Source organism: Tistrella mobilis KA081020-065, from assembly GCF_000264455.2.
Classification (GTDB): Bacteria; Pseudomonadota; Alphaproteobacteria; order Tistrellales; family Tistrellaceae; genus Tistrella; species Tistrella mobilis.
In genome coordinates, this window is sequence record NC_017966.1 from 649,028 (window position 1) to 668,027 (window position 19,000).

Sequence of the window (19,000 nt, forward strand, 5' to 3'; positions counted from 1 at the left end):
TTCTGGTGGTCATCTCCAAGGTAGATCGGGCTGATTGGTGAGATAAGATTCCCAGGATGGGATGACCTGGTGAGGAAATTTCACATATGATGCGCCCCAGCCTGAACGACCTCGCCGCCTTCGCCGCTGTGGCCGGCCACCACAGCTTTCGCAAGGCCGCCGATGCCATGGGGGTGTCGCGCTCGGCGCTCAGCCACACGATCAGCGGGCTGGAGCGGAAGCTGGGCATCCGCCTGCTCAACCGCACCACGCGCAGCGTGTCGCTGACCGCGGCCGGTGCGCAGCTGCTCGAACGGCTCGATCCGGTTCTTCAGGATCTCGACCAGGCGCTCGACGCCCTCTCGGATGTGCGTGGGGCACCGCGGGGTGTGCTGCGGATCAATGCCAACAAGAGCGGCGCTGAATTCCTTCTGAACCAGGTCGTCCCGCGTTTCCTCGATCTGCATCCCGAGGTCGAGCTTGATCTGGTCTCCGAGGGTCGGCTGATCGACATCGTCGAGCACGGGTTCGATGCCGGCGTGCGCCTTCTGGAGGCCGTGCCGCGGGACATGGTCGCGGTGAAATTCGGCGGCGACATCCGCTTCATCGCGGTTGCAGCCCCGTCCTATCTCCAGAACTGCGAACCGCCCCAAACCCCGGACGACCTTCAGGCCCATGCCTGCATCCGCCAGCGCCTGCCGAGCGGAAAGCGCTACCGGTGGGAGTTCTCAAGACACGGAGCCGAAGTCACCATCGACGTCCCGGGCACCCTCACCCTCGACGACAATGATCTCCTGGTACAGGCCGCGGCGGCCGGACACGGCATAGCCTATGTCCCGGAACCCGTCGCCCGGGCCCGTCTGGCATCGGGACAGCTGGTGACCGTCCTCGATCCCTGGTGCCCGCCGATACCCGGTCTCGCGCTCTACTACCCCCGCAACCGGCACATGCCGGCAACGCTTCGGGCGTTTATCGATGTGATGAAAACTGCGGGTAAATCAGGGGGTTGAGGCCGGGGTGGCGGGTCATCTCCCGACCCACTGATCCCACCCCGCCATCGCCACGTCTGCCACCGCCTCCAGCTCCGCCCGGCCGGCGCCGTCACGGGCCAGGATCGACATGCCGGTCTGGACGGTCTGGATGAAGCGGGCCAGGGCGTGGATGTCGGTAGCGGGTGGGATGTCGCCCATGGTGACGGCCGTGGCGAAGCGGGCCTCCAGGCGCTGGAGGGTGGCGGCGCGGGCGTTCTGCAGCAGCTCGACCAGGGCCGTGTGCGCTTCGCTGCCGATGGCGGAAAGCGCCACCATGCAGCCATGGGGGATGTCGGCGCGGCAGCCGGTCAGGGCGGCGGCTGAATCCGTCAGCAGGGCCTGCACGGCATCGCGGGCCGTGGCGGCGGCCAGGAAGCCGCCCCAGACCAGGTGTTCATAGGTCTCGCGGTAATGGTCCACCGCCTCGGCATAGAGCGCCTCTTTCGATCCGAAGGCGGCGTAAAGGCTGGTCGAGCCGATGCCCATGGCCGCGGTCAGGTCGGAAATCGAGGTGGCGTCATAGCCCTTCATCCAGAACAGCCGGGTCGCCTCGGCCAGGGCGGCCTTGCGATCGAACGCACGAGGCCGCCCACGGCTGCGGGGTCCGGATGCGGGCGCGGGTGCGGCGGTGGTGGCGGCCGCTGGTGAGGCGGGACGATCTGATTTCTGCATCGATCACTTTATAAACCCGTTGACTCCCCCCGGCAATCGGTTTACCGATTTATGCATCGATCGATACATAAATCTGAACCCGACCTTGCTCATCCGAGAGGACAGGACATGAACTCCCTTGCAGGCAGGCGCGCGCTGGTCACCGGCGCATCGCGCGGCATCGGCGCCGGCATCGCACTGGCGCTGGCGGATGCCGGCGCCGATGTGGCGATCACCTATGAACGCTCCGTCGATCGGGCGGCTGCGGTGGTGGGCGCGATCGAGGCCAAGGGCCGGCGCGGCCTCGCCATTCAGGCCGACAGCGCCGACCCTGCCGCCGTGAAGCGATCGGTCGACGAGGCGGCATTGGGGCTCGGCGGCCTCGACATCCTGGTCAACAATGCCGGCATCGCCGATTTCGGCCCGCTCGTCGACCTTCCCCTCGAACGGATCGATGCCCTGCTGAACGTGAATGTACGGGCGGTGGTGCTGGCCGCGCAGGCCGCCATCCCGCATCTGGGCCGTGGCGGCCGCATCATCAGCATCGGATCATCGCTCGGCGTACAGGTGCCCGCCGCGGGGTTGACGATGTACGCGCTGACCAAGTCGGCGCTGGTGTCGTTCACCCGCGGTCTGGCGCGCGATCTGGGGCCACAGGGGATCACCGTCAATCTGGTCCAGCCGGGCCCGATCGATACCGACATGAACCCCGCCGATAGCGAGATGGCGCAGATGATCATCCCGCACACGCCGCTCGGCCGCTATGGCCGGCCGGAAGACATCGCTGCCGCGGTCACCTTCCTGGCCGGGCCGTCCGCCAGCTTCATGACCGGCTCGGCCATGACGGTGGACGGCGGATACAACGCCTGAGCCGGCAAAACATCTCAACCGTTCCGTCCGGCCGGGTGCGCAGGCAGGCTCACCTTGTAAAGGAGAGCCCGCTCCCGCGATCACATCCTCTGGAATGCCCATGAGCGGAGCTACGATAGAAAAATCGGATAAAACCGGCACAGTCTAAAAACTGGAATAAGAGGTCCGGTCAGCTAAGCCCAGCTTCGTCTCAACGTGAAAGAGATATATCAGCAAGACGGATGGGCGTATGGAGTAGGCCACGTGCAGTAAATTAGCATACGAATGGCTCACTCCGGACATTGAGCACGGCCAATGCTGCTGCAGCGCAGCTTCTGCTAAGCGGACGTTAGGAAAATGTCTATCGTCTCTTGACCTCTCAAGTGCTGGTCACCATCTCCGTGGCACCGGCCTTTCGTAGCTCAGCTGGAGAGAGCACCGGTGTTGGAAACCGGAGGTCGCAGGTTCGAGTCCTGCCGGGAGATCAGAGGGGCGCCCCAGGCGCCCCTCGCCATTTCGGCCTTGAGGCGGCTTTTTTACCCCAAAACGATCGTCCCCCGCCCCATCACCTGGCCCAGGCTGTTCTGGATGACCACCGGCTTTCTGGGCTTTCTCGTCATCGCCCGGCTGGCCCGTATCGAGGACGGTCTGGCCGGGGACGACTGTCTTTCGGGCATCGGCCTCGCCCTCGGCGCAGCCTGCCCCGCATCCGCACCGCGCTGATCGCGATTCTGCAGTTTCTCTACCCGGTCACGGCCCTGGTCGTCGACTGTGTGGCCTTCGACACGATGCTGGATCTGCATCAGGCACTGGGCGGGGCCGCCATCATGCTCGCGATCCTGGGCACCAGCCTCAACTGGTCGCCGGCGACGCTTTTTCGCCGGGCAGCCCACCACCAGAAAAAGGCTTAAGCGCCGCATAGATGCACGACTGGACGGGGGTGTCGATGCCGGTCGCAAGACCGGCGCGATGGATGGAGCCCGCAATCCAGTCCACTTCCAGCCGGCGGCCGCGCTCCAGATCGACCAGCAGCACCGGCTTCAGCGCCGGTGACTTGCCGGCCAGGACCGCGGCGGTGCGGGCCTCCAGATCATCCGGCACCGCCACCCCCCGTGCGCGTGCCACAGTCCGGCACCTCTGGCGACCCGCTCAGCAGACCATGCGGGCCTTCGCCGCCGCGGCACATTCCGCCCGGGCTTCAGCCTCGTTGCGATCGCGGCCGAAGCCGACACCAATCGCCCTCGCCCCCGCCTCGTCACCGATTTCGACATAGGCGGCGAACCCCGCCGCCGTACCGTCGATGCGGCGGGCATGGGCCTCGCCGCGCGTCACCGTCCAGGCGGCACCGGGCCGGTTGGGGGTGGGCATGGCACCACCGGTATCCGCCATATAGGCATCCGTGAAGGCGGCCCAGATTTCGGCGGCGGCGAGTTCGCGGCCGGTATTGTCGGCCAGTTGCTGCAGACGGCGGGCGAAATCGATCTGCACGAAGCGCGGCAGGTCCAGCCCCTGAGTGTGCTGCAGCACCCAGCTGGCGCCAGCCTTGCCCGACTGGCCGTTCACCCGGATCACCGCCTCGTAGGACCGGCCCAGATCGGCCGGATCGATCGGCAGATAGGGCAGATCCCAGATGCCGGTATTGCGCCGTTCCCAGTCGGCGAAGCCCTTGCGGATGGCATCCTGATGCGAGCCGGAAAAGGCGGTGAAGACCAGCTCGCCGGCATAGGGGTGGCGCGGATGGACCGGCAGGCCGGTCGCCTCGGTCGCCGCACGCACGCTGGCATCGATGTCCGAGAAATCCAGCCCCGGCGCGACGCCCTGGGTGTAGAGGTTGAGCGCGAGCGTCACCAGATCGACATTGCCGGTGCGCTCGCCATTGCCGAACAGGCAGCCCTCCACCCGCTCCGCGCCGGCCATCACTGCCAGTTCGGCCGCGGCAACGCCGGTGCCACGATCATTGTGCGGGTGCACGCTGATCACCACCGCGTCCCGCCGGGGGATGGTGCGACAGACATGCTCGATCCGGTCGGCATAGACATTGGGTGTCGAGACCTCGACCGTGGCCGGCAGGTTGATGATCATCTTTGCTTCGGGCGTCGGCCGAACCAGATCGATCACCGCGGCACAGACCTCGATCGCGAAATCGGGCTCGGTGGCGCTGAAGGTTTCGGGCGAGTACTGATATGTCCACTGCGTGCCCGGCCGGCGCGCCATTTCGGCCAGGATCTGCCGCGTGCCCTCCACCGCCAGGGCCTTCACCTCGGCCCGGCCGCCATTGAAGACCATCCGCCGGAATTCCGGCGCGATGGCGTTGTAGAGATGCACGCAGGCCCGCGATACGCCGTCCAGCGCTTCGAAGCTGCGGGCGATCAGATCGGGGCGCGACTGGGTCAGCACCTGAATGGTGACGTCGTCGGGGATCAGCCGCTCGTCGATCAGAGTCCGGACAAAGCGGAAATCGGTGTCCGAGGCCGCCGGAAACGCCACCTCGATCTCCTTGAAGCCGATCGCGACCAGATGCCGGAACAGCTTCAGCTTGGCCGGCACGTCCATGGGGTTCATCAGCGCCTGATTGCCGTCGCGGAGGTCGGTGGACAGCCAGCGCGGCGCCGCGGTGATGCTGCGCGAGGGCCATTGCCGGTCGGCCATGTCTGGCATGGTTGCGGCGGGGCGGTATTTCGTCTGCGGGGTGGTCAACATGAAGAAAGCTCTCGTCTCTGCACGACATATGGGTGCGGCGGGCCCTTGGCCGCCGGAGATGGCCGTCATTCGGATGCGGGCGATCGGCGTCAGCTGCACCGGCCGCCGGCGCTAAGTCGACGTGCGAGATCGAACCGGGCCAGATAATCCCGGGCATTGACATGCAGGGAGTGGAGACGAGGTCGCAACGCGCCACCGGCACAGGCTGGCGGCGTGGATATGGCGGTAGACATGGAGGAGATGACTTCAGACGACGGACAGATGCTGGATCACTTCGGCCGGCAGACATGCCGGATCACCCGACCTCTCAGGAGGCCGGGCGGCGAAGTCGAAGCAGGTTGGCCGGCAGCAGGGCTGCGAAGGATGCGGTCGTCATCTGTGCAGCATGGCCGCCGGTGCAACCGCATGTCAAGTCATCCGTCAACGACCCTGACGAAAGGCGGCAGTGGTCATTCCGGGCGTCGGGCGCGGTCTGAAGGAAAGCGGGCGATTTCCGTGTGATCCGGCGCCACCTCGTGGCCGAGAAACCCCCGGCCGCGATATTCCAGCCAGGCATGGGCGGCGATCCCGCCGCTTTCGGTATCACGCTTCACGCCATAGACGATCTCGACCGGCACGCCGCGGCGTCTGAGCATGCTCTGCCCGGCAAGCGCCTGAGGCAGGCAAACCGCCTTGAACGGCACCTTGCGCGCCGCCACTGCCACCAGCCGGCCGATGCGCCAGGACTGGCGCCAGTCCGGATCCGCCCGCAGCACCTCCAGATCGGTGGTGTCGGGCGGCATCAGCCGGGCGCCCTCGGGCCGGCGCGATGACCAGGCGGCCAGCCGGCGAAACGGAATCAGCTTCACCGATGTCACCGCCAGCGCCAGGCAAAAGGCCGCTTCGATCACCAGCAGACGCTGGATCCAGATATCGCCCCGAGGCGGCGGCGGCCGGGTGGCAGGGACGGCGGAAGCGGCAGGCTCGGTGGTCATGCGGAGGGGGTACCGGAAGCAGACATGGAACGGACGCCTTCATCATAGCGGCAGGCAGGGACAGCGCCAAGCCGCGCGCGGACCCGTTCCGGTTGCGGGATCACAGTCTTGGCCACTTGGTGGAAGACAAGGGGATACTTTCGCGATATTTTGCGCACATGCGCGATTTCTGTCGCAAATCGGCAATTACTAAATACACCTTAAATATATACTGTGTTTCGGGTGTATTTTAGATAAATGAATGAAGCAACCAGATGACCACGACCACCAACGACGCTGCCACCGATCACAAAAGCCCGGACACGGTCCTGCCGATGGGGAGGCCGATGGCTCATGCCGTCAACGGTCTCTTGCGAAGCCTTGCCGCACTGTCAGGTGCGGAACAGGCGGTCCTTCTGCTGATGCAGGCCGACGGGTCGGTCCGACGGTTGGGCAAGGCGGTTCCGATCCCGGGCATCCCGGGGCCGATCTTTCAGTTGCCGGACTGGGTAGCGCCCAACGCGGGCGCGCGGCCGGTGGCGATCGGAACCAATAGCCGCCCGGCAACGCTCGGGCTGCCGGCAGCCATGGTCGACGTGGTCCTGGTGCTTGATTCCGGTGATCTGCGCGTCGTGCTCGGCTGGTCGGGCATGCCTGATGCCGCCGCCCGCACGCGGGCCCTGACCGCCTGGTCGGATATCGCCCCGGCGCTGGACGACGTGGTCGGCCAGTATCGCCGCCATGATGCCGAAATGGTCAGGCGCGTGGCCATGGCGCGGGTCGAAGCCGATGTCGACCGCCTGGCAGAGACGGTGGCGGCGGCGAGGCGTCTGTTCCTGGCACGGATGAGCCATGAATTACGCACGCCATTGAACGCGATCATCGGCTTCTCGGAACTGATCCGGACGCGCGCCCTGGGGCCGCAGGCAATGGACCGCTATCTTCGCTATGTCGACGACATTCATGTCAGCGGCCGGGAAATGCTCCGGCTGGTCGACGATCTGCTCGACCTCGCCCGGGTCGAAGGCCATGCCCAGCCCATCGCCCCTGCCCTGCAGGACCTGCCCGCCCTGCTCCACGGCCCGCTCGACATCATTCGCCAGCGCGCCGAACGGGCCGGTCTGTCTTTACAGACGGATATCCCCGCCGGCATGCCGCCCCTGCGCGCCGATGGCGAGATTCTGAAACAGGCCATGCTGCGCCTGCTCGACGACGCCCTGCATGCCTGCCGCGCCGGCGGCGGCATCCGGCTGCGGGCGAAAACCCGAGAGGACGGATCAGGGCATATCGACGTGGAAACCGATGGCCGGCTCACGGTCATGCTCCGCGCCGACACCATGGCGACGGCCGATGCCCATGACGTCGATCCCGCGATCCGCCAGGCCGACAGCACGGGGGTCAATCTGCCGCTGGTGGCGGAAGCGATCGAGCGGCATGGCGGCCGGATGACCGTCAGTCCCGGCGACATGCTCACCCGGATTCAGATTGCCCTGCCCGGCCTCGAGACCTGAGCAGCCGGGCGGCGATGATGTTCAGATGTCAGAACCGCCGCGGCGTGCGGTAACGCAGGCTGCGGGATCTTTCGCGCCGCATGGATCGCCGGCGCGAGGTCAGGCGCGCTTCAGGCGGCTCGGCAGTTTGACCGCGACGCTCGACACCGCCACCGACGGTTTCGAGGGCTTCAGCACCAGGCCGCGGCCGGAAGCCTCGACGTTGGCTTCTGGATAGACGGCGAGCACGTCCTTCAGCACTTCCTTCAGGCGGAAGGCCAGAACCCGGTGGCCGCTCTCGCTGCCGAAATGATCCGACAGCGCATGCCAGGGCACGGTGATCTCGCGCTTCAGCGCATGCAGCCGATAGGTCAGCCAGACATAGAGATCGAGGGCGAGGCTCGAATGCTTCAGCCGGGCGATCGCCTCTTCCGACAGCGGCACCGAGTGTTCCATCAGATGCTCGAAGAAGGCTTCGGAGAGCTTCACATGCCGCACCCATTCACCGCCGGTGCGGAACAGGTCCTCGGCATCGCTGTCATCGCGCCACAGATCCATGCCGTCGACGATCCGCTGATCGGCCAGTCGCGCCTCGGCGCTGCCGCGTTCGAAGCGCATGGTGAACTCACACCGGGCGATGCGTAGTGCCTGCTCGCGAACCGGCGCATAGGAACCGCGCGGACCGCCCGAGGTCGACAGGCCCATCTTGCGCAGCCAGCTGGCCATGGTCGGCCCCAGATCGACCACCTGGCTCTGGCTGCGCACCGCCTCGGTCTGGAAATAGATCATGATCAGCCGCGCCTTGGTGCCATAGGGCACGCCGATGTCGACGATCTTGTCCTTGAGCGGCAGGATGCCGGGGCGGATGATCAGCTGATAGGCGCCGTTGCGGCGGACCCAGGGCTCCAGCGGATTCTTCGGCTCACGATGCGGCAGCGCTGCCTGGGCGAAACCCGAATGGAGATAATTGATCGTCTCGTTCTCGAGCGACATCATCTCGTGGGCCCAGCGCACCCGCCGCCGCTCGGCGGCCGAATCCGCCGTCGCCATGACCTGTTCAAGGCCGTGAAGCATGAGCTGCTGATGCACGTCCGCCATATCGACCTCCGGGCTCACGCACCGGGCGCCATGCTCCTCACATGGTCGTGCCCCGCGCATGGTTTCGGCCGGCCCCTGCCGAAGGGGCGACCCGTTCATGCCTGATCCGTCACGATCCGACTTTACACAGGACGGGCCGCCGGACGGAAGTCCGTCAGGCCCCCGCAACGGCGCCGCACCACGAATCCGTTACAAGTTCAGCGATGCTGCCGCGCCCCGCCGTCGGATGATGACGCGAGGATGACCACCGTTTCAAGTTCAGCGTTGTTGCCGCATCGTCGCCTCCACCTGTCGTTCCCGAGCTGTCGTTGCCCCACAGATGACGGATATCCTCGGTTTTCCACGCTGAACTCGTAACGTTCGGGGGGGGTCTGTCGGCCGGCTTTCGCTGAAAACGCAACGTATCGGCGCTGATCTCGATACGGCGCGGGCCCGGCTTTACGCTGAACTCGAATCACCTGCCCCGGTTATCCACGCTGAACTCGATACCCCTTCCTATAGAGAGTCCCCTATAGATCTTTCTTACCGATAGGGTGACGCCGCATGGTACATGCCATCAGGGTCCTGACGCCTCCCGCCCCATCTCAACGACCTCGGACAAAGGTCTGTGATGCCAGCCAAAACGGGAGACCTGCATCAACCCCTCCCCCCGCATCCCAAGCCATCACCCGGCAGTCGGGTACCGGGTTTCGTCCACAGCCGATCGCCGATTTCGACGCTGAAGTCGATACGCCGTACCACGTCGTGACGCGGTCGTCTTCACGCTGAATTGGTAACGCCCGGTCCCCTCCCCTCCCCTGCGGCCCGCAGCCGAAGCGTTACGAGTTCAGCGTCGGGAAGCACGGGATTCTGCGGGACTCCGGCTCTTGCGGCACAGCTCTCGCTGATTTTGAAACGCCCGCCGCCCGATCTTCAGGCATCGACCAGATTGTCGGACTCGGACGCTGAATTGGTAACGCCCGGCCTGCGACCGATGGGCGCGGCCACATCAGGAATCAGGTCAACCATCAACTTCGCGATTGATGCGTTGATGGCGGCGTGCGATGCTGTCGGCCGAACGGTAACGGGGACCGCGCCCCCTCGAGACCGGCTTCCATCCCGTCACGCTCCAGCCGGCCGCCGGCTGGCCATCATCCGATCCGGAAAGGCTCCCCTTATGAGGCTGTCCCGATGAACGGCGAACGCATGCGCGAACTTCGCCAGCAGCTGCGCTTCAGCCAGGCCGACCTGAAGGAAGCCCTGAACCAGATGCTTAGTCGCAGCTATGACAAGCCCAAGATTTCGCGCTGGGAAAACGGCCGCGATCCGATCCCGGCCGATGTCTCGATGGCGCTGAACCGCCTGGTCGAAGGCAAGGGGCGCGAGGCGCGGACCATTGTTTTCGCCAATCAGAAGGGTGGGGTGGGCAAAACCACCAGTGCGCTGAACCTGGCCTATGCTCTCAGCCGGGGCGATCACCGGGTGCTGCTGGTCGATATGGACCCTCAGGCCACCGCCACAGTCGCCCTTCTGGCCGACGGCGCTGTCGAAGCCTATCGCCAGCGCCGGACCATGGCGCAGGTCATCCTGGGCGATGTGCCGATCGCCGAGGTCATCATCAAGGCCGGCGAAGAAATCATACCCGACCGGGCGCCGCTCTGTGATCTTGCCGCCAGCCATATCGATCTGGCCGAGACCGATGGCCGGCGCGAACCCGGCTTCGACATCACCCTGCGCGAAGCGCTGGAGCAGGTGCGCGACCGCTATGACTTCATCGTCATCGATGCGCCGCCCAATCTGGGCATGCTGACCTGGATGTCGCTGGCGGCCGCCGACGACGTGATGATCCCGGTGCGCACCGAACCCTACGATACCATGGGCGTCGGCCTTATTCTCGGCACCATCAACAAGGTGCAGCGGCGACTGAACCCGGCCCTCCGGCTGGCCGGCATCCTGCCCACCCAGTACGGGCGGCGGAAATCGGTCGACCGCGAAGTGCTGGCCCATCTGGTCCAGGCGATGGGCGATATCGCCCCGGTGCTGGAGCCCGTGCCGAACAGCGCCGTCTTTGGCCATGCCGCCCGCAACGGCCGCATCGCCCTCGAAGCGTCGCCATCCAGTGCCGCACCCTCGGTCTATCTGCGACTGGCCGCCGGCATCATCGGCGACACCCCCCTGCCCCGCGCTGATGTCGATGTCAGCTATGCCGGCATTGATGAGGACGAGGTCTGATGGCTCCGCGACGCAAGGCCCCCTCCCCCATTCTCGGCGCCGTGCGCGAGATGATCGCCGATGCCTCCGACACGCTGGTGACCGAGAACAGTCGGTTCAAGCACACTTTCGAAGTGGCGATCGACAAGATCAGCCCGGACCCGGATCAGCCGCGCAAGCATATCGACGACGAGGCGATCGCCGAGCTGGCCCGCACCATGGAGGAGCACGGCCAGCTGCAGCCGATCCTGGTGCGGCGCGATCCGGCTGACCGGCGCCATTACGTCATCGTCGCTGGTGAGCGTCGCTACCGCGCCGCCCGGCTGAATGGCTGGCCCACGCTGCTCGCCATCGAGCATGATGCCGATCCTGAAATCGCGGCGCTGATCGAAAACCTGCAGCGCGTCGACCTGTCGCCGGTGGACGAGGCACGGGGGCTTGCCCGCCTGATCGAAGGCCGCGGCTGGAGCCAGGCCGAGGCGGCTGGCGTCCTGGGCAAGGCCAAGAGCGAGATCAGTGGCGTGCTCCGGATCCTCACCTTGCCGGATGATCTGCTCGATGCGGTTCTGACGTCAGAACTCACCCTGCCCAAGAATGTACTGGTCGAACTGGCTCGCATCGAGACCCCGGCCGTCCGTGACCGGCTGGTCGCCCTCGCCTTCGACGGCAAGCTGACGGTCCGCGCCCTCCGCGCCGCCCGGGCCGAGGATGACGGCAAGCCGCCAAGGCTGCCCGAGCACGACGCTGAAGTTGAAACGGCCGCCCCGCGCACGGCGCCGGGCAAGCTGTCGCTGCGGCAGCTCGATCGTCTGGCCCTTGCCCTTGAAGCCGCCGCCCATCGCGGCACGCCCCTGAGCGCTGCCGAGCGTGAGCGTCTCGAAATCGTCCAGCATCATATCGAGGCCCTGCTCAGCGGAAGCTGACGCAGAGCGGCGACGCTGAAGTTGAAACGGCAGGGCCTTCGGGCCCTGCCGTTTGTCGTTGCGGTGTCTCGCTTCCGGATCTCATTCCAGGCTGGACCGGCCGCGTGGATGCCTCCCTTGCATCAGCCGATGCGTTTGGTCATAAAGACCCGCGAGAACCCGTTATCGATCCGGCGCCCGGTCTCGACATAGCCGTGGCGCGTATAGATCTCGACATTCCGTGCCATCAGCACATGGGTGTAGAGCCGGACCTCCCGAAGCTTCAGCTCCGCCGCCCGGGCTTCTGTGAAGGCGAGCAGCTGACGGCCGAGACCGGTGCCCTGGGCCGAGGGCGCCACTGCGATGCTGTGCAGGAGGAGATGGTCGGTGTCTGGGATCAGGATGACCAAGCCAACCGGAGCCGGCCCGGTTCCGACCGCCGGACCGGTATCTTCCGCCAGCCAGACCTCGATATCCGGATCGGCGAGCAGGGCAGGGACATCGTCGCCCATCGGCCCGGGCTCTCGCCCGATCACCGGGATCCAGGGGGCGTAGGCGGCCGTCGTGATATCGATGATCGCTGCGGCGTCGTGAAGCGTCGCCCGGCGGAACGCCGGCGCTGGTGGCTGGTGGCACGACACCCGGGGGCCGGCCCCGGTGCCGTCCGGCAGGTCGATGGTCATCATGTCCGTCCTCGGCAGCGCCGTCCTGATCTGGAAAGCCGGGCAGGGGCGGGCGATGCGATCACCCGGCCGCTACGTCATCATAGAACCAATCGGGGCCCGGCTTCCTGCGTCAACCGGCTTCCTGCGTCAAACTGCCCGGGATCTGCGGTACGGGCGGGCCACGCTGAACTTGTAACGCCGGGCCGATGAAACACCGGGTTTGGCGTATCAGCTTCAGCGACGCATTCCGCATGGCCACCGGCGGCGCTGAAGACGATACGGCGGCGCTGCGTTCTGATGTCAGAATGGTAACGCTGAACGAACGGCGAGGGCAGGCCATGACCGATGGCATCCGATAAGGCGTTGCGTTACGAGTTCAGCGTTGGAAAGAAGGCTGTAGGGTCTGAAAGGGTGTTTGCAAACAGAGCTGCTGGGATCCGCCCCGGGCATCTCCGCGCCCTGAAACAGGACATCAGGGCCCGATAATGATCAAGGCGACGGTCTGCCGTATCAAACTCAGCGCCTGGCGTTACGAGTTCAGCGTTGCCGAAGAGCGCGGTTATGGGTCGCGGGTCTTGACGTCGACGGCCGGGAGCCGGAGAGTGACGGCGCGTGCTGCCCATCAAAAGCCGAGCCCTTGATGTCCCTGCCCCATGCCCTGCTTACCTCGCTGCTGGAGCGGCCCTGTTCCGGGTCGGAACTGGCCGGCCGGTTCGACCGCTCGATCGGCTATTTCTGGCAGGCAAGCCATCAGCAGATCTACCGGGAACTCTCGCGGCTGGAGGCGGGGGGATTGATCGAGGCGCTGGAACCCGAGGCGAGCCGTGGCCGGCCGCGGGCCTACCGGGTGCTGCCCGCCGGACGCGCCGAGCTTGCACGCTGGGTGGATGAGGTGTCGGAGCCGAGGCCGCTTAGGGATGAATTGATGGTGCGCCTGCGCGCTGCCGCGGTTCTGGGCACCACCGGCCTTGCGGAGGACCTCCGGAGCCGGTTGCAGCGGCACCGCGACATGCTGGCCCGCTATCGCGAGATCGAGGCCCGGGACTTCACGCCGCCGCCGGCCACGCAGGATGCCCGCCTTCGCCATCTGGTGCTGAAGGCGGGCATCCGGCACGAGAGAAACTGGATTGACCTCTGTGTCGATGCGCTGGAGATTCTGTCGGCGGAATAACCCGCCGACAGCGCCTGTGCGCGGCGGGGCCCGGGGCGCGGATCAGGGTGCAGAGGGGCCATGGGGCTCCGAAGAAGGGCCGTGGGTCAGGTCTTGGCCTTGAATGCCGGCAGGCTGCCGCCCACGCGCGCCGCCATGCGGGCACCCAGCGCCTGCAGGCCGCTCATCGGCCGGACCATGACCTCGAAATCCCGGATCAGCCCGTCTTCATCGAAACGGATCATGTCGATGCCCTTCAGGCTGCGGCCGTCGACTGTGGCCGAAAATTCCAGTACCACATCCAGCCCATCATCCGACACGAAGCTGCGGTGATAGGTGAAATCCTCGAAGACCTCGATGACATTGCTCAGCGCCAGCACCAGCGCCTCGGCAGAGGCATAGGCGTTATGGGCCATGGGGGAGCGGAAAACCGCCTCCGGATGGGCAATCTCGCGCAGGCGGCCGAGATCATGAGCCTCCATCATCTGATGCCAGAGCTGAAGCGAGGCTTTGACGGCGGGGGCGGCGGCTTCGGGGATGTACAGAGTGGTCACGGCGCGTTTCCTCGTATCGGTCTTGTTGGGTAAGTTCTGACGTCAGAACGTCGCGGCGAGGCGTGTGCCCTGGTCGATGGCGCGCTTGGCGTCGAGTTCGAGGGCCAGATCGGCACCGCCGATCAGATGAACCGTGCAGCCGGCCGCCTCCAGCGCCGCGGCCAGGCTGCGCTCCGGCTCCTGTCCGGCGCAGATCACCACGCTGTCGGCAGGGATGACCCGGGTCTCGCCGCCCGATGTCACCACCAGCCCGTCATCGTCGATCCGCTCATAGGTGACGCCGCCGGTCATGGTCACGCCGCGGGCCTGCAGGGCCGCACGGTGGATCCAGCCGGTGGTCTTGCCGAGCCCGGCGCCCGGCCGGCCGGCCTTGCGCTGGAGCAGCTGCACCTGGCGTACGGCGGGGCGGGGGGCCGGCTTGCCCAGCCCGCCCGGCGTCGCGGGGTTGGTGTCCACGCCCCAGTCACGGGCAAAATCTTCGATGCTGTCGGTCCCTGTGCCATCGGGTCCTGTGCCATCGGGTCCGTGGCCTTCGCCATGGGTCAGCAGCTCGGCGACGTCGAAGCCGATGCCGCCGGCTCCGATGATCGCCACCCGATCCCCCACCGGCTTGCGGTCGCGTAGCACATCCAGATAGCCCAGCACCTTCGGATGGTCGCGCCCGGCAATCTCGGGCGCGCGCGGCACCACGCCGGTCGCCAGGATCACGGCGTCGAAACCGCCGACGGCCAGCTCCTCCGCCGTCACCCGATGGCCGGACCGCAGCGCCACTCCCGTCACCTCGATCCGCTTGCGGAAATAGCGCAGCGTCTCGTGGAACTCCTCCTTGCCCGGGATAGTTTTGGCCAAGTTGAACTGGCCGCCGATCTGGTCGTCGGCTTCGAACAGCGTCACCTGATGGCCGCGTTCCGCGGCGGTGGTGGCGAAGGCGAGTCCGGCCGGGCCGGCGCCGACCACGGCCAGCCGCTTCGGCGCCGCGGTCGGCGCAATCACCAGCTCGGTCTCGTTGCAGGCCCGCGGATTGACCAGGCAGGAGGTGATCTTGCCACCGAAAGTATGGTCCAGGCAGGCTTGGTTGCAGCCGATACAGGTGTTGATTTCATCGGCGCGGCCGGTGCGGGCCTTGCGCACGAAATCGGCATCGGCCAGGAAGGGGCGGGCCATCGACACCATGTCGCAGGCCCCTTCGGCCAGCAGTCGTTCGGCCAGCTCAGGCGTGTTGATCCGGTTGGTCGCCACCAGGGGCAGGCCGACCATGCCCTTCAGCCGCTGCGTCACCCAGGCGAAGGCGCCGCGCGGCACCCGGGTCGCGATGGTCGGCACCCGCGCCTCGTGCCAGCCGATGCCGGTGTTGATGATGGTGGCGCCGGCCGCCTCGATGGCACGGGCCAGGATCGCCACCTCCTCGAAGGTCGATCCGCCCTCCACCAGATCCAGCATCGACAGACGGTAGATGATGATGAAGTCGGGGCCGAGCTTTTCCCGCACCCGCCTGACGATCTCGACCGGGAAGCGGATACGGTTCTCGTAAGGCCCGCCCCACTCGTCGTCGCGGTGGTTGGTGCGCGCGGCGATGAACTCGTTGATCAGATAGCCTTCCGATCCCATGATCTCGACGCCGTCATAGCCGGCCTCGCGGGCGAGGGCGGCGCAGCGCACGAAATCCGCGATCGTCTCCTCCACCTCTGCACCAGTCAGCGCATGGGGGCGGGCAGGGTTGATCGGCGCGCGAACCGCACTCGGCGCCACCAGATCAGGATGATAGGCATACCGGCCGAAATGCAGGATCTGCATGGCGATGCGGCCGCCTTCGGCATGCACCGCGTCGGTCACGATCCGGTGGCGGCGGGCCTCGTCGGTGGTGGTCAGCATCGCCCCGCCGGGCAGCGGCCGGCCCCGTTCATTGGGTGCGATGCCGCCGGTCACGATCAGCCCCACTTCGCCGCGCGCCCGTTCGGCATAGAAGGCGGCCATGCGCTCAAAGCCATGCGGCGCCTCTTCCAGGCCCAGATGCATCGAGCCCATCAGCACCCGGTTGGGCAGGGTCACGAAGCCCAGATCCAGCGGCCGGGTGAGGGCGGGGAAGGCGGATGAGAGGGGAGGGAAGGGTGGGGTAGGGGAGAGTGGGGTGGGATTGGACAGATCGACGGTCATCCTCAGCGCGCTCCGGCTTTTATGCAACCAGTTGCATGAACTCTAGCCGGAGCCGGAGGGTGGCGCAACTGGTTGCATGGCGCGCTGCCGGTCAGCCCTCGTGGAGCATGGCCTGGAAGCTGTCCAGATCCGGTGCCTGCGGCTTCCAGTCCGCCGGAACTTCCGGCAGCAGCTGCGACGGCGTCAGGCCGAAATTATGGACATACTGGTCGATATGGGTGGCGGTGATCAGCTGGCCGATCTGGTCCATCACCGTGGCCTTGCCGGTCTGGGCGGGGTTCTGTGCCGTCACCGGGTTGTTGTCGGTGAAGGGGGGCCAGTCGCTCCAGGCGGGGTCGGATTTCAGCGTATAGCCCTGGGCATCGGTCGTGACCTTGCCCCAGGTGAAATGCCCCCAATTGGACGAGAAATCCGCTGCACCGAACATGTTGTGCGTGATGTTGGCATAGGTGATGTCGCGGATCCGGCGCTCCATGTAATGCACCAGCAGGTCGACCGTGTAGCCGACGCTGACGGTGCCCGAGCCCAGCATGCCGAAGATGCTGGGATAATTGCCGGCCTTGTCCTTGGGCTGGATCACCGTCGGCAGCATGTTCCAGGCGCGCGGCACCACGTCGTGCATGTTTACAAGATCGGTGGCGTCGGGATAGCCCGCGGCGAACAGGTCCAACCAGGCCTGGTTGCCCGGGGTGGCACCGGCCGAGGGCAGGAGGTTGATGGTGCCCCAGCCGCTTTTGGTGGGATCCGGATAGAGATAGAAGGCGAGGGTGGGGGAGAGCGCGCCGGCCAGGCTGTGGCCGGTGAACCAGAGCGTGGCGCTGCTGTCGGCCTTGGATGCCAGGAAGCTTTGCAGCGAGCCCTGTTTCGGATCGGTCATGCCCAAAAGTGCGCTGATGCCGGTGGCGGTACCAGCCGAGATCTGCGGCGTGCTTGCCGGCAGCACCTCGTGTCGCTTTTCGGTGAACGGGATCGCCGGCGGCCAGGTCGAGGTGGTGCGGGCGTAGACGTCGAAGTCTTCGTCGATCCAGTCCATGACGTTTGCGGCATTGGTCGCCGCGATCGCCACCACATAGGTGTTGAGCGACGGGCTCCAGCCGACATACATCGAATTCGTGGCGTAGAGCGACAGGATCTTCGAGCCGTGCTTGAGCGGCGCCACCCAGACGCAGGGCCCCCAGACCACCTGCCAGTCACCGCCCGCCAGCTGGCTGTTCATGGTCGGGAAAAAGCCCGGCCAGGCCGGGCCCTGATAGTTGGCGAAGGCGCCGTCGCTCGACAGATCCTGCAGCGTGCCGCCATTCAGCCCGGCCGCCATATAGGCGGTCAGCTCGGTGTTGTAGCCCGAGGTCGTCGCCTTGATATCGGCGACGGCATTCGATGCCAGACTGAGTGAGAACACCGTCTGGTTGAGATCATAGGCCATGGATGTCTTCCCCCCAAGGCGTCCTCTGCCCTGAAACGGCGGACCATTTTGCAAAGGACATGTGTAGACCGGGTGATTTTATCACGCGATCGCACGACGGGAAGTTGCAGGTTGAGGAAATTCAACGATTGTTGAGTGTCAGCCGCTGCGTGACGTTCCGAAGCTGCGCCGCCAGTCGCTGGGAGTCACCCCGGTCACCTGCCGGAAGCGTTGGCGGAAGGTGACGGCACTGTCGAAACCGGCTTCGGTGGCGACCCGTTCGATCGACCACGCGGTGGTTTCCAGCAGCAGCTGGGCGCGACGGATGCGAGCGGTCAGCAGCCATTGCAGGGGGGTGGTGCCGGTTTCGGCACGAAAGCGACGCGCGAAGGTGCGCGGGCTCATCCCCGCGCGGGCCGCAAGGCGCTCCACCTTCAGCCGCTGGTCCAGATTGACGCGCATCCAGTCCAGCAGGGGGGCCAGGCCGGCGGCGGCGGGCGGGTCGTCCTGGATGAACTGGGCCTGACCGCCGGCACGTTCCAGCGGCACCACCGCCGCCCTGGCGGTGCGGGCGGCGACCCGGGCGCCGAAGTCGCGCCGGATCATGTGCAGGCAGAGGTCCAGCCCCGCCGCCGCCCCGGCCGAGGTCAGCACATCGCCTTCGTCGACATAGAGCACGGCCGGATCGACCGCCACCTCGGGGTACATCCGGGCCAGCAGCCCCGCCGCCTGCCAATGGGTGGTCGCGCGCCGGCCGTCGAGCAGTCCGGCGGCGGCGAGCACGAAGGCGCCGGTGCAGATCGACGCGATCCGCGCGCCGCGGTGCCGAGCCCGGGCCAGCGTCGCCAGAATGGCCGGATCGGCTGGGCTGCGCGGCTCGGCCATGCCCGGCACGATCACGGTGGCCGCGTCGCCGACGGAGGCCAGAGCCTGCGGCACCCTTAGACCATAGCCCTCTGCCGCCACCTCGGCATGGGGGGCTGCGACCGTGATCCGATAGGGCCGCGTGCCGTCGTCCAGCCGCGCGCGGGCGAAGGTCTCCACCGCCGTCGCAAGGTCGAAAGGCAGCACGCCGTCGAAGGCGAGCACGGCAAGGTGATGGGGCGGCATGGCGGCTCCGGTTGCAGCCTGTCGTCTATGGCGGAAACTCATCGATCTTTGTCATTCCTGCCACTGGCTGCAAGCCTGCAGATGGCGGCACCCTGCCGCAGTCGATCATTGGGAGGGAAGGG

17 protein-coding genes and 1 tRNA gene are annotated in these 19,000 nt (G+C 66.5%); 8 read left to right on the top strand and 10 right to left on the bottom strand.

What is annotated here, in order from left to right; translation table 11 throughout:
* Window positions 1-86: 86 nt before the first annotated feature.
* Complete coding sequence (locus tag TMO_RS23620) at window positions 87-989, top strand: LysR family transcriptional regulator (RefSeq protein WP_014753336.1); 903 nt, start codon at window positions 87-89, stop codon at window positions 987-989.
* A 15-nt stretch (window positions 990-1,004) separates the two neighbouring features.
* Here TMO_RS23620 and TMO_RS23625 read toward each other — a convergent pair whose 3' ends face one another.
* Complete coding sequence (locus TMO_RS23625; protein ID WP_014753337.1) at window positions 1,005-1,682, bottom strand: TetR/AcrR family transcriptional regulator; 678 nt, start codon at window positions 1,680-1,682, stop codon at window positions 1,005-1,007.
* Window positions 1,683-1,790: 108 nt separating this feature from the next.
* On the opposite strand from TMO_RS23625, the gene TMO_RS23630 reads away from it, so the two are divergent.
* From TMO_RS23630 to TMO_RS32710, 3 genes are all read left to right on the top strand, one after another.
* Entirely contained in the window at window positions 1,791-2,531 is a 741-nt protein-coding gene (locus tag TMO_RS23630) for an SDR family NAD(P)-dependent oxidoreductase (RefSeq protein WP_014753338.1), read from the top strand.
* 390 nt (window positions 2,532-2,921) lie between these two features.
* Window positions 2,922-2,995, top strand: a tRNA-Pro gene (locus TMO_RS23635).
* Between the two features lie 103 nt (window positions 2,996-3,098).
* Complete coding sequence (locus TMO_RS32710) at window positions 3,099-3,233, top strand: hypothetical protein (protein ID WP_014753339.1); 135 nt, start codon at window positions 3,099-3,101, stop codon at window positions 3,231-3,233.
* 129 nt (window positions 3,234-3,362) lie between these two features.
* Here TMO_RS32710 and TMO_RS23645 read toward each other — a convergent pair whose 3' ends face one another.
* From TMO_RS23645 to TMO_RS23655, 3 genes are all read right to left on the bottom strand, one after another.
* On the bottom strand, window positions 3,363-3,635 hold the full coding sequence (locus TMO_RS23645) for a ketopantoate reductase family protein (protein WP_014753340.1): 273 nt from the start codon (window positions 3,633-3,635) through the stop codon (window positions 3,363-3,365).
* 24 nt (window positions 3,636-3,659) lie between these two features.
* Entirely contained in the window at window positions 3,660-5,210 is a 1,551-nt protein-coding gene (locus tag TMO_RS23650) for a 2-isopropylmalate synthase (RefSeq protein ID WP_081599062.1), read from the bottom strand.
* 449 nt (window positions 5,211-5,659) lie between these two features.
* Entirely contained in the window at window positions 5,660-6,184 is a 525-nt protein-coding gene (locus TMO_RS23655) for a lasso peptide biosynthesis B2 protein (RefSeq protein WP_014753343.1), read from the bottom strand.
* Between the two features lie 254 nt (window positions 6,185-6,438).
* On the opposite strand from TMO_RS23655, the gene TMO_RS23660 reads away from it, so the two are divergent.
* Window positions 6,439-7,674: a sensor histidine kinase gene (locus tag TMO_RS23660; RefSeq protein ID WP_014753344.1), complete on the top strand. Its 1,236-nt coding sequence runs from the start codon at window positions 6,439-6,441 to the stop codon at window positions 7,672-7,674.
* Between the two features lie 99 nt (window positions 7,675-7,773).
* Here the strand turns inward: TMO_RS23660 and TMO_RS23665 are convergent, their stop codons facing one another.
* The gene (locus TMO_RS23665) at window positions 7,774-8,751 is read right to left on the bottom strand and encodes a replication protein RepA (RefSeq protein ID WP_014753345.1); all 978 of its coding nucleotides are present in this window, start codon (window positions 8,749-8,751) and stop codon (window positions 7,774-7,776) included.
* Window positions 8,752-9,921: 1,170 nt separating this feature from the next.
* Here TMO_RS23665 and TMO_RS23670 point away from each other — a divergent pair.
* The gene (locus TMO_RS23670; RefSeq protein ID WP_014753346.1) at window positions 9,922-10,962 is read left to right on the top strand and encodes an AAA family ATPase; all 1,041 of its coding nucleotides are present in this window, start codon (window positions 9,922-9,924) and stop codon (window positions 10,960-10,962) included.
* The gene (locus tag TMO_RS23675; RefSeq protein WP_014753347.1) at window positions 10,962-11,864 is read left to right on the top strand and encodes a ParB/RepB/Spo0J family partition protein; all 903 of its coding nucleotides are present in this window, start codon (window positions 10,962-10,964) and stop codon (window positions 11,862-11,864) included. The genes TMO_RS23670 and TMO_RS23675 overlap by 1 nt, the downstream gene beginning before the upstream one ends.
* Window positions 11,865-11,986: 122 nt before the next feature.
* Here the strand turns inward: TMO_RS23675 and TMO_RS23680 are convergent, their stop codons facing one another.
* Window positions 11,987-12,529, bottom strand: a complete 543-nt coding sequence (locus tag TMO_RS23680) for a GNAT family N-acetyltransferase (RefSeq protein ID WP_014753348.1) — start codon at window positions 12,527-12,529, stop codon at window positions 11,987-11,989.
* A gap of 619 nt (window positions 12,530-13,148) precedes the next feature.
* Here TMO_RS23680 and TMO_RS23685 point away from each other — a divergent pair.
* Window positions 13,149-13,679: a PadR family transcriptional regulator gene (locus TMO_RS23685; RefSeq protein WP_014753349.1), complete on the top strand. Its 531-nt coding sequence runs from the start codon at window positions 13,149-13,151 to the stop codon at window positions 13,677-13,679.
* Between the two features lie 86 nt (window positions 13,680-13,765).
* Here the strand turns inward: TMO_RS23685 and TMO_RS23690 are convergent, their stop codons facing one another.
* The 4 genes from TMO_RS23690 to TMO_RS23705 form a co-directional block, all read right to left on the bottom strand.
* A complete protein-coding gene (locus TMO_RS23690) occupies window positions 13,766-14,143 on the bottom strand; it encodes a nuclear transport factor 2 family protein (RefSeq protein ID WP_081599070.1) in 378 nt (125 codons plus the stop codon).
* Between the two features lie 111 nt (window positions 14,144-14,254).
* The gene (locus TMO_RS23695; RefSeq protein ID WP_014753351.1) at window positions 14,255-16,366 is read right to left on the bottom strand and encodes an NADPH-dependent 2,4-dienoyl-CoA reductase; all 2,112 of its coding nucleotides are present in this window, start codon (window positions 16,364-16,366) and stop codon (window positions 14,255-14,257) included.
* A 91-nt stretch (window positions 16,367-16,457) separates the two neighbouring features.
* Window positions 16,458-17,789: a lipase family protein gene (locus TMO_RS29940; protein ID WP_014753352.1), complete on the bottom strand. Its 1,332-nt coding sequence runs from the start codon at window positions 17,787-17,789 to the stop codon at window positions 16,458-16,460.
* 138 nt (window positions 17,790-17,927) lie between these two features.
* A complete protein-coding gene (locus tag TMO_RS23705; RefSeq protein ID WP_014753353.1) occupies window positions 17,928-18,878 on the bottom strand; it encodes a GlxA family transcriptional regulator in 951 nt (316 codons plus the stop codon).
* Window positions 18,879-19,000 lie beyond the last annotated feature (122 nt).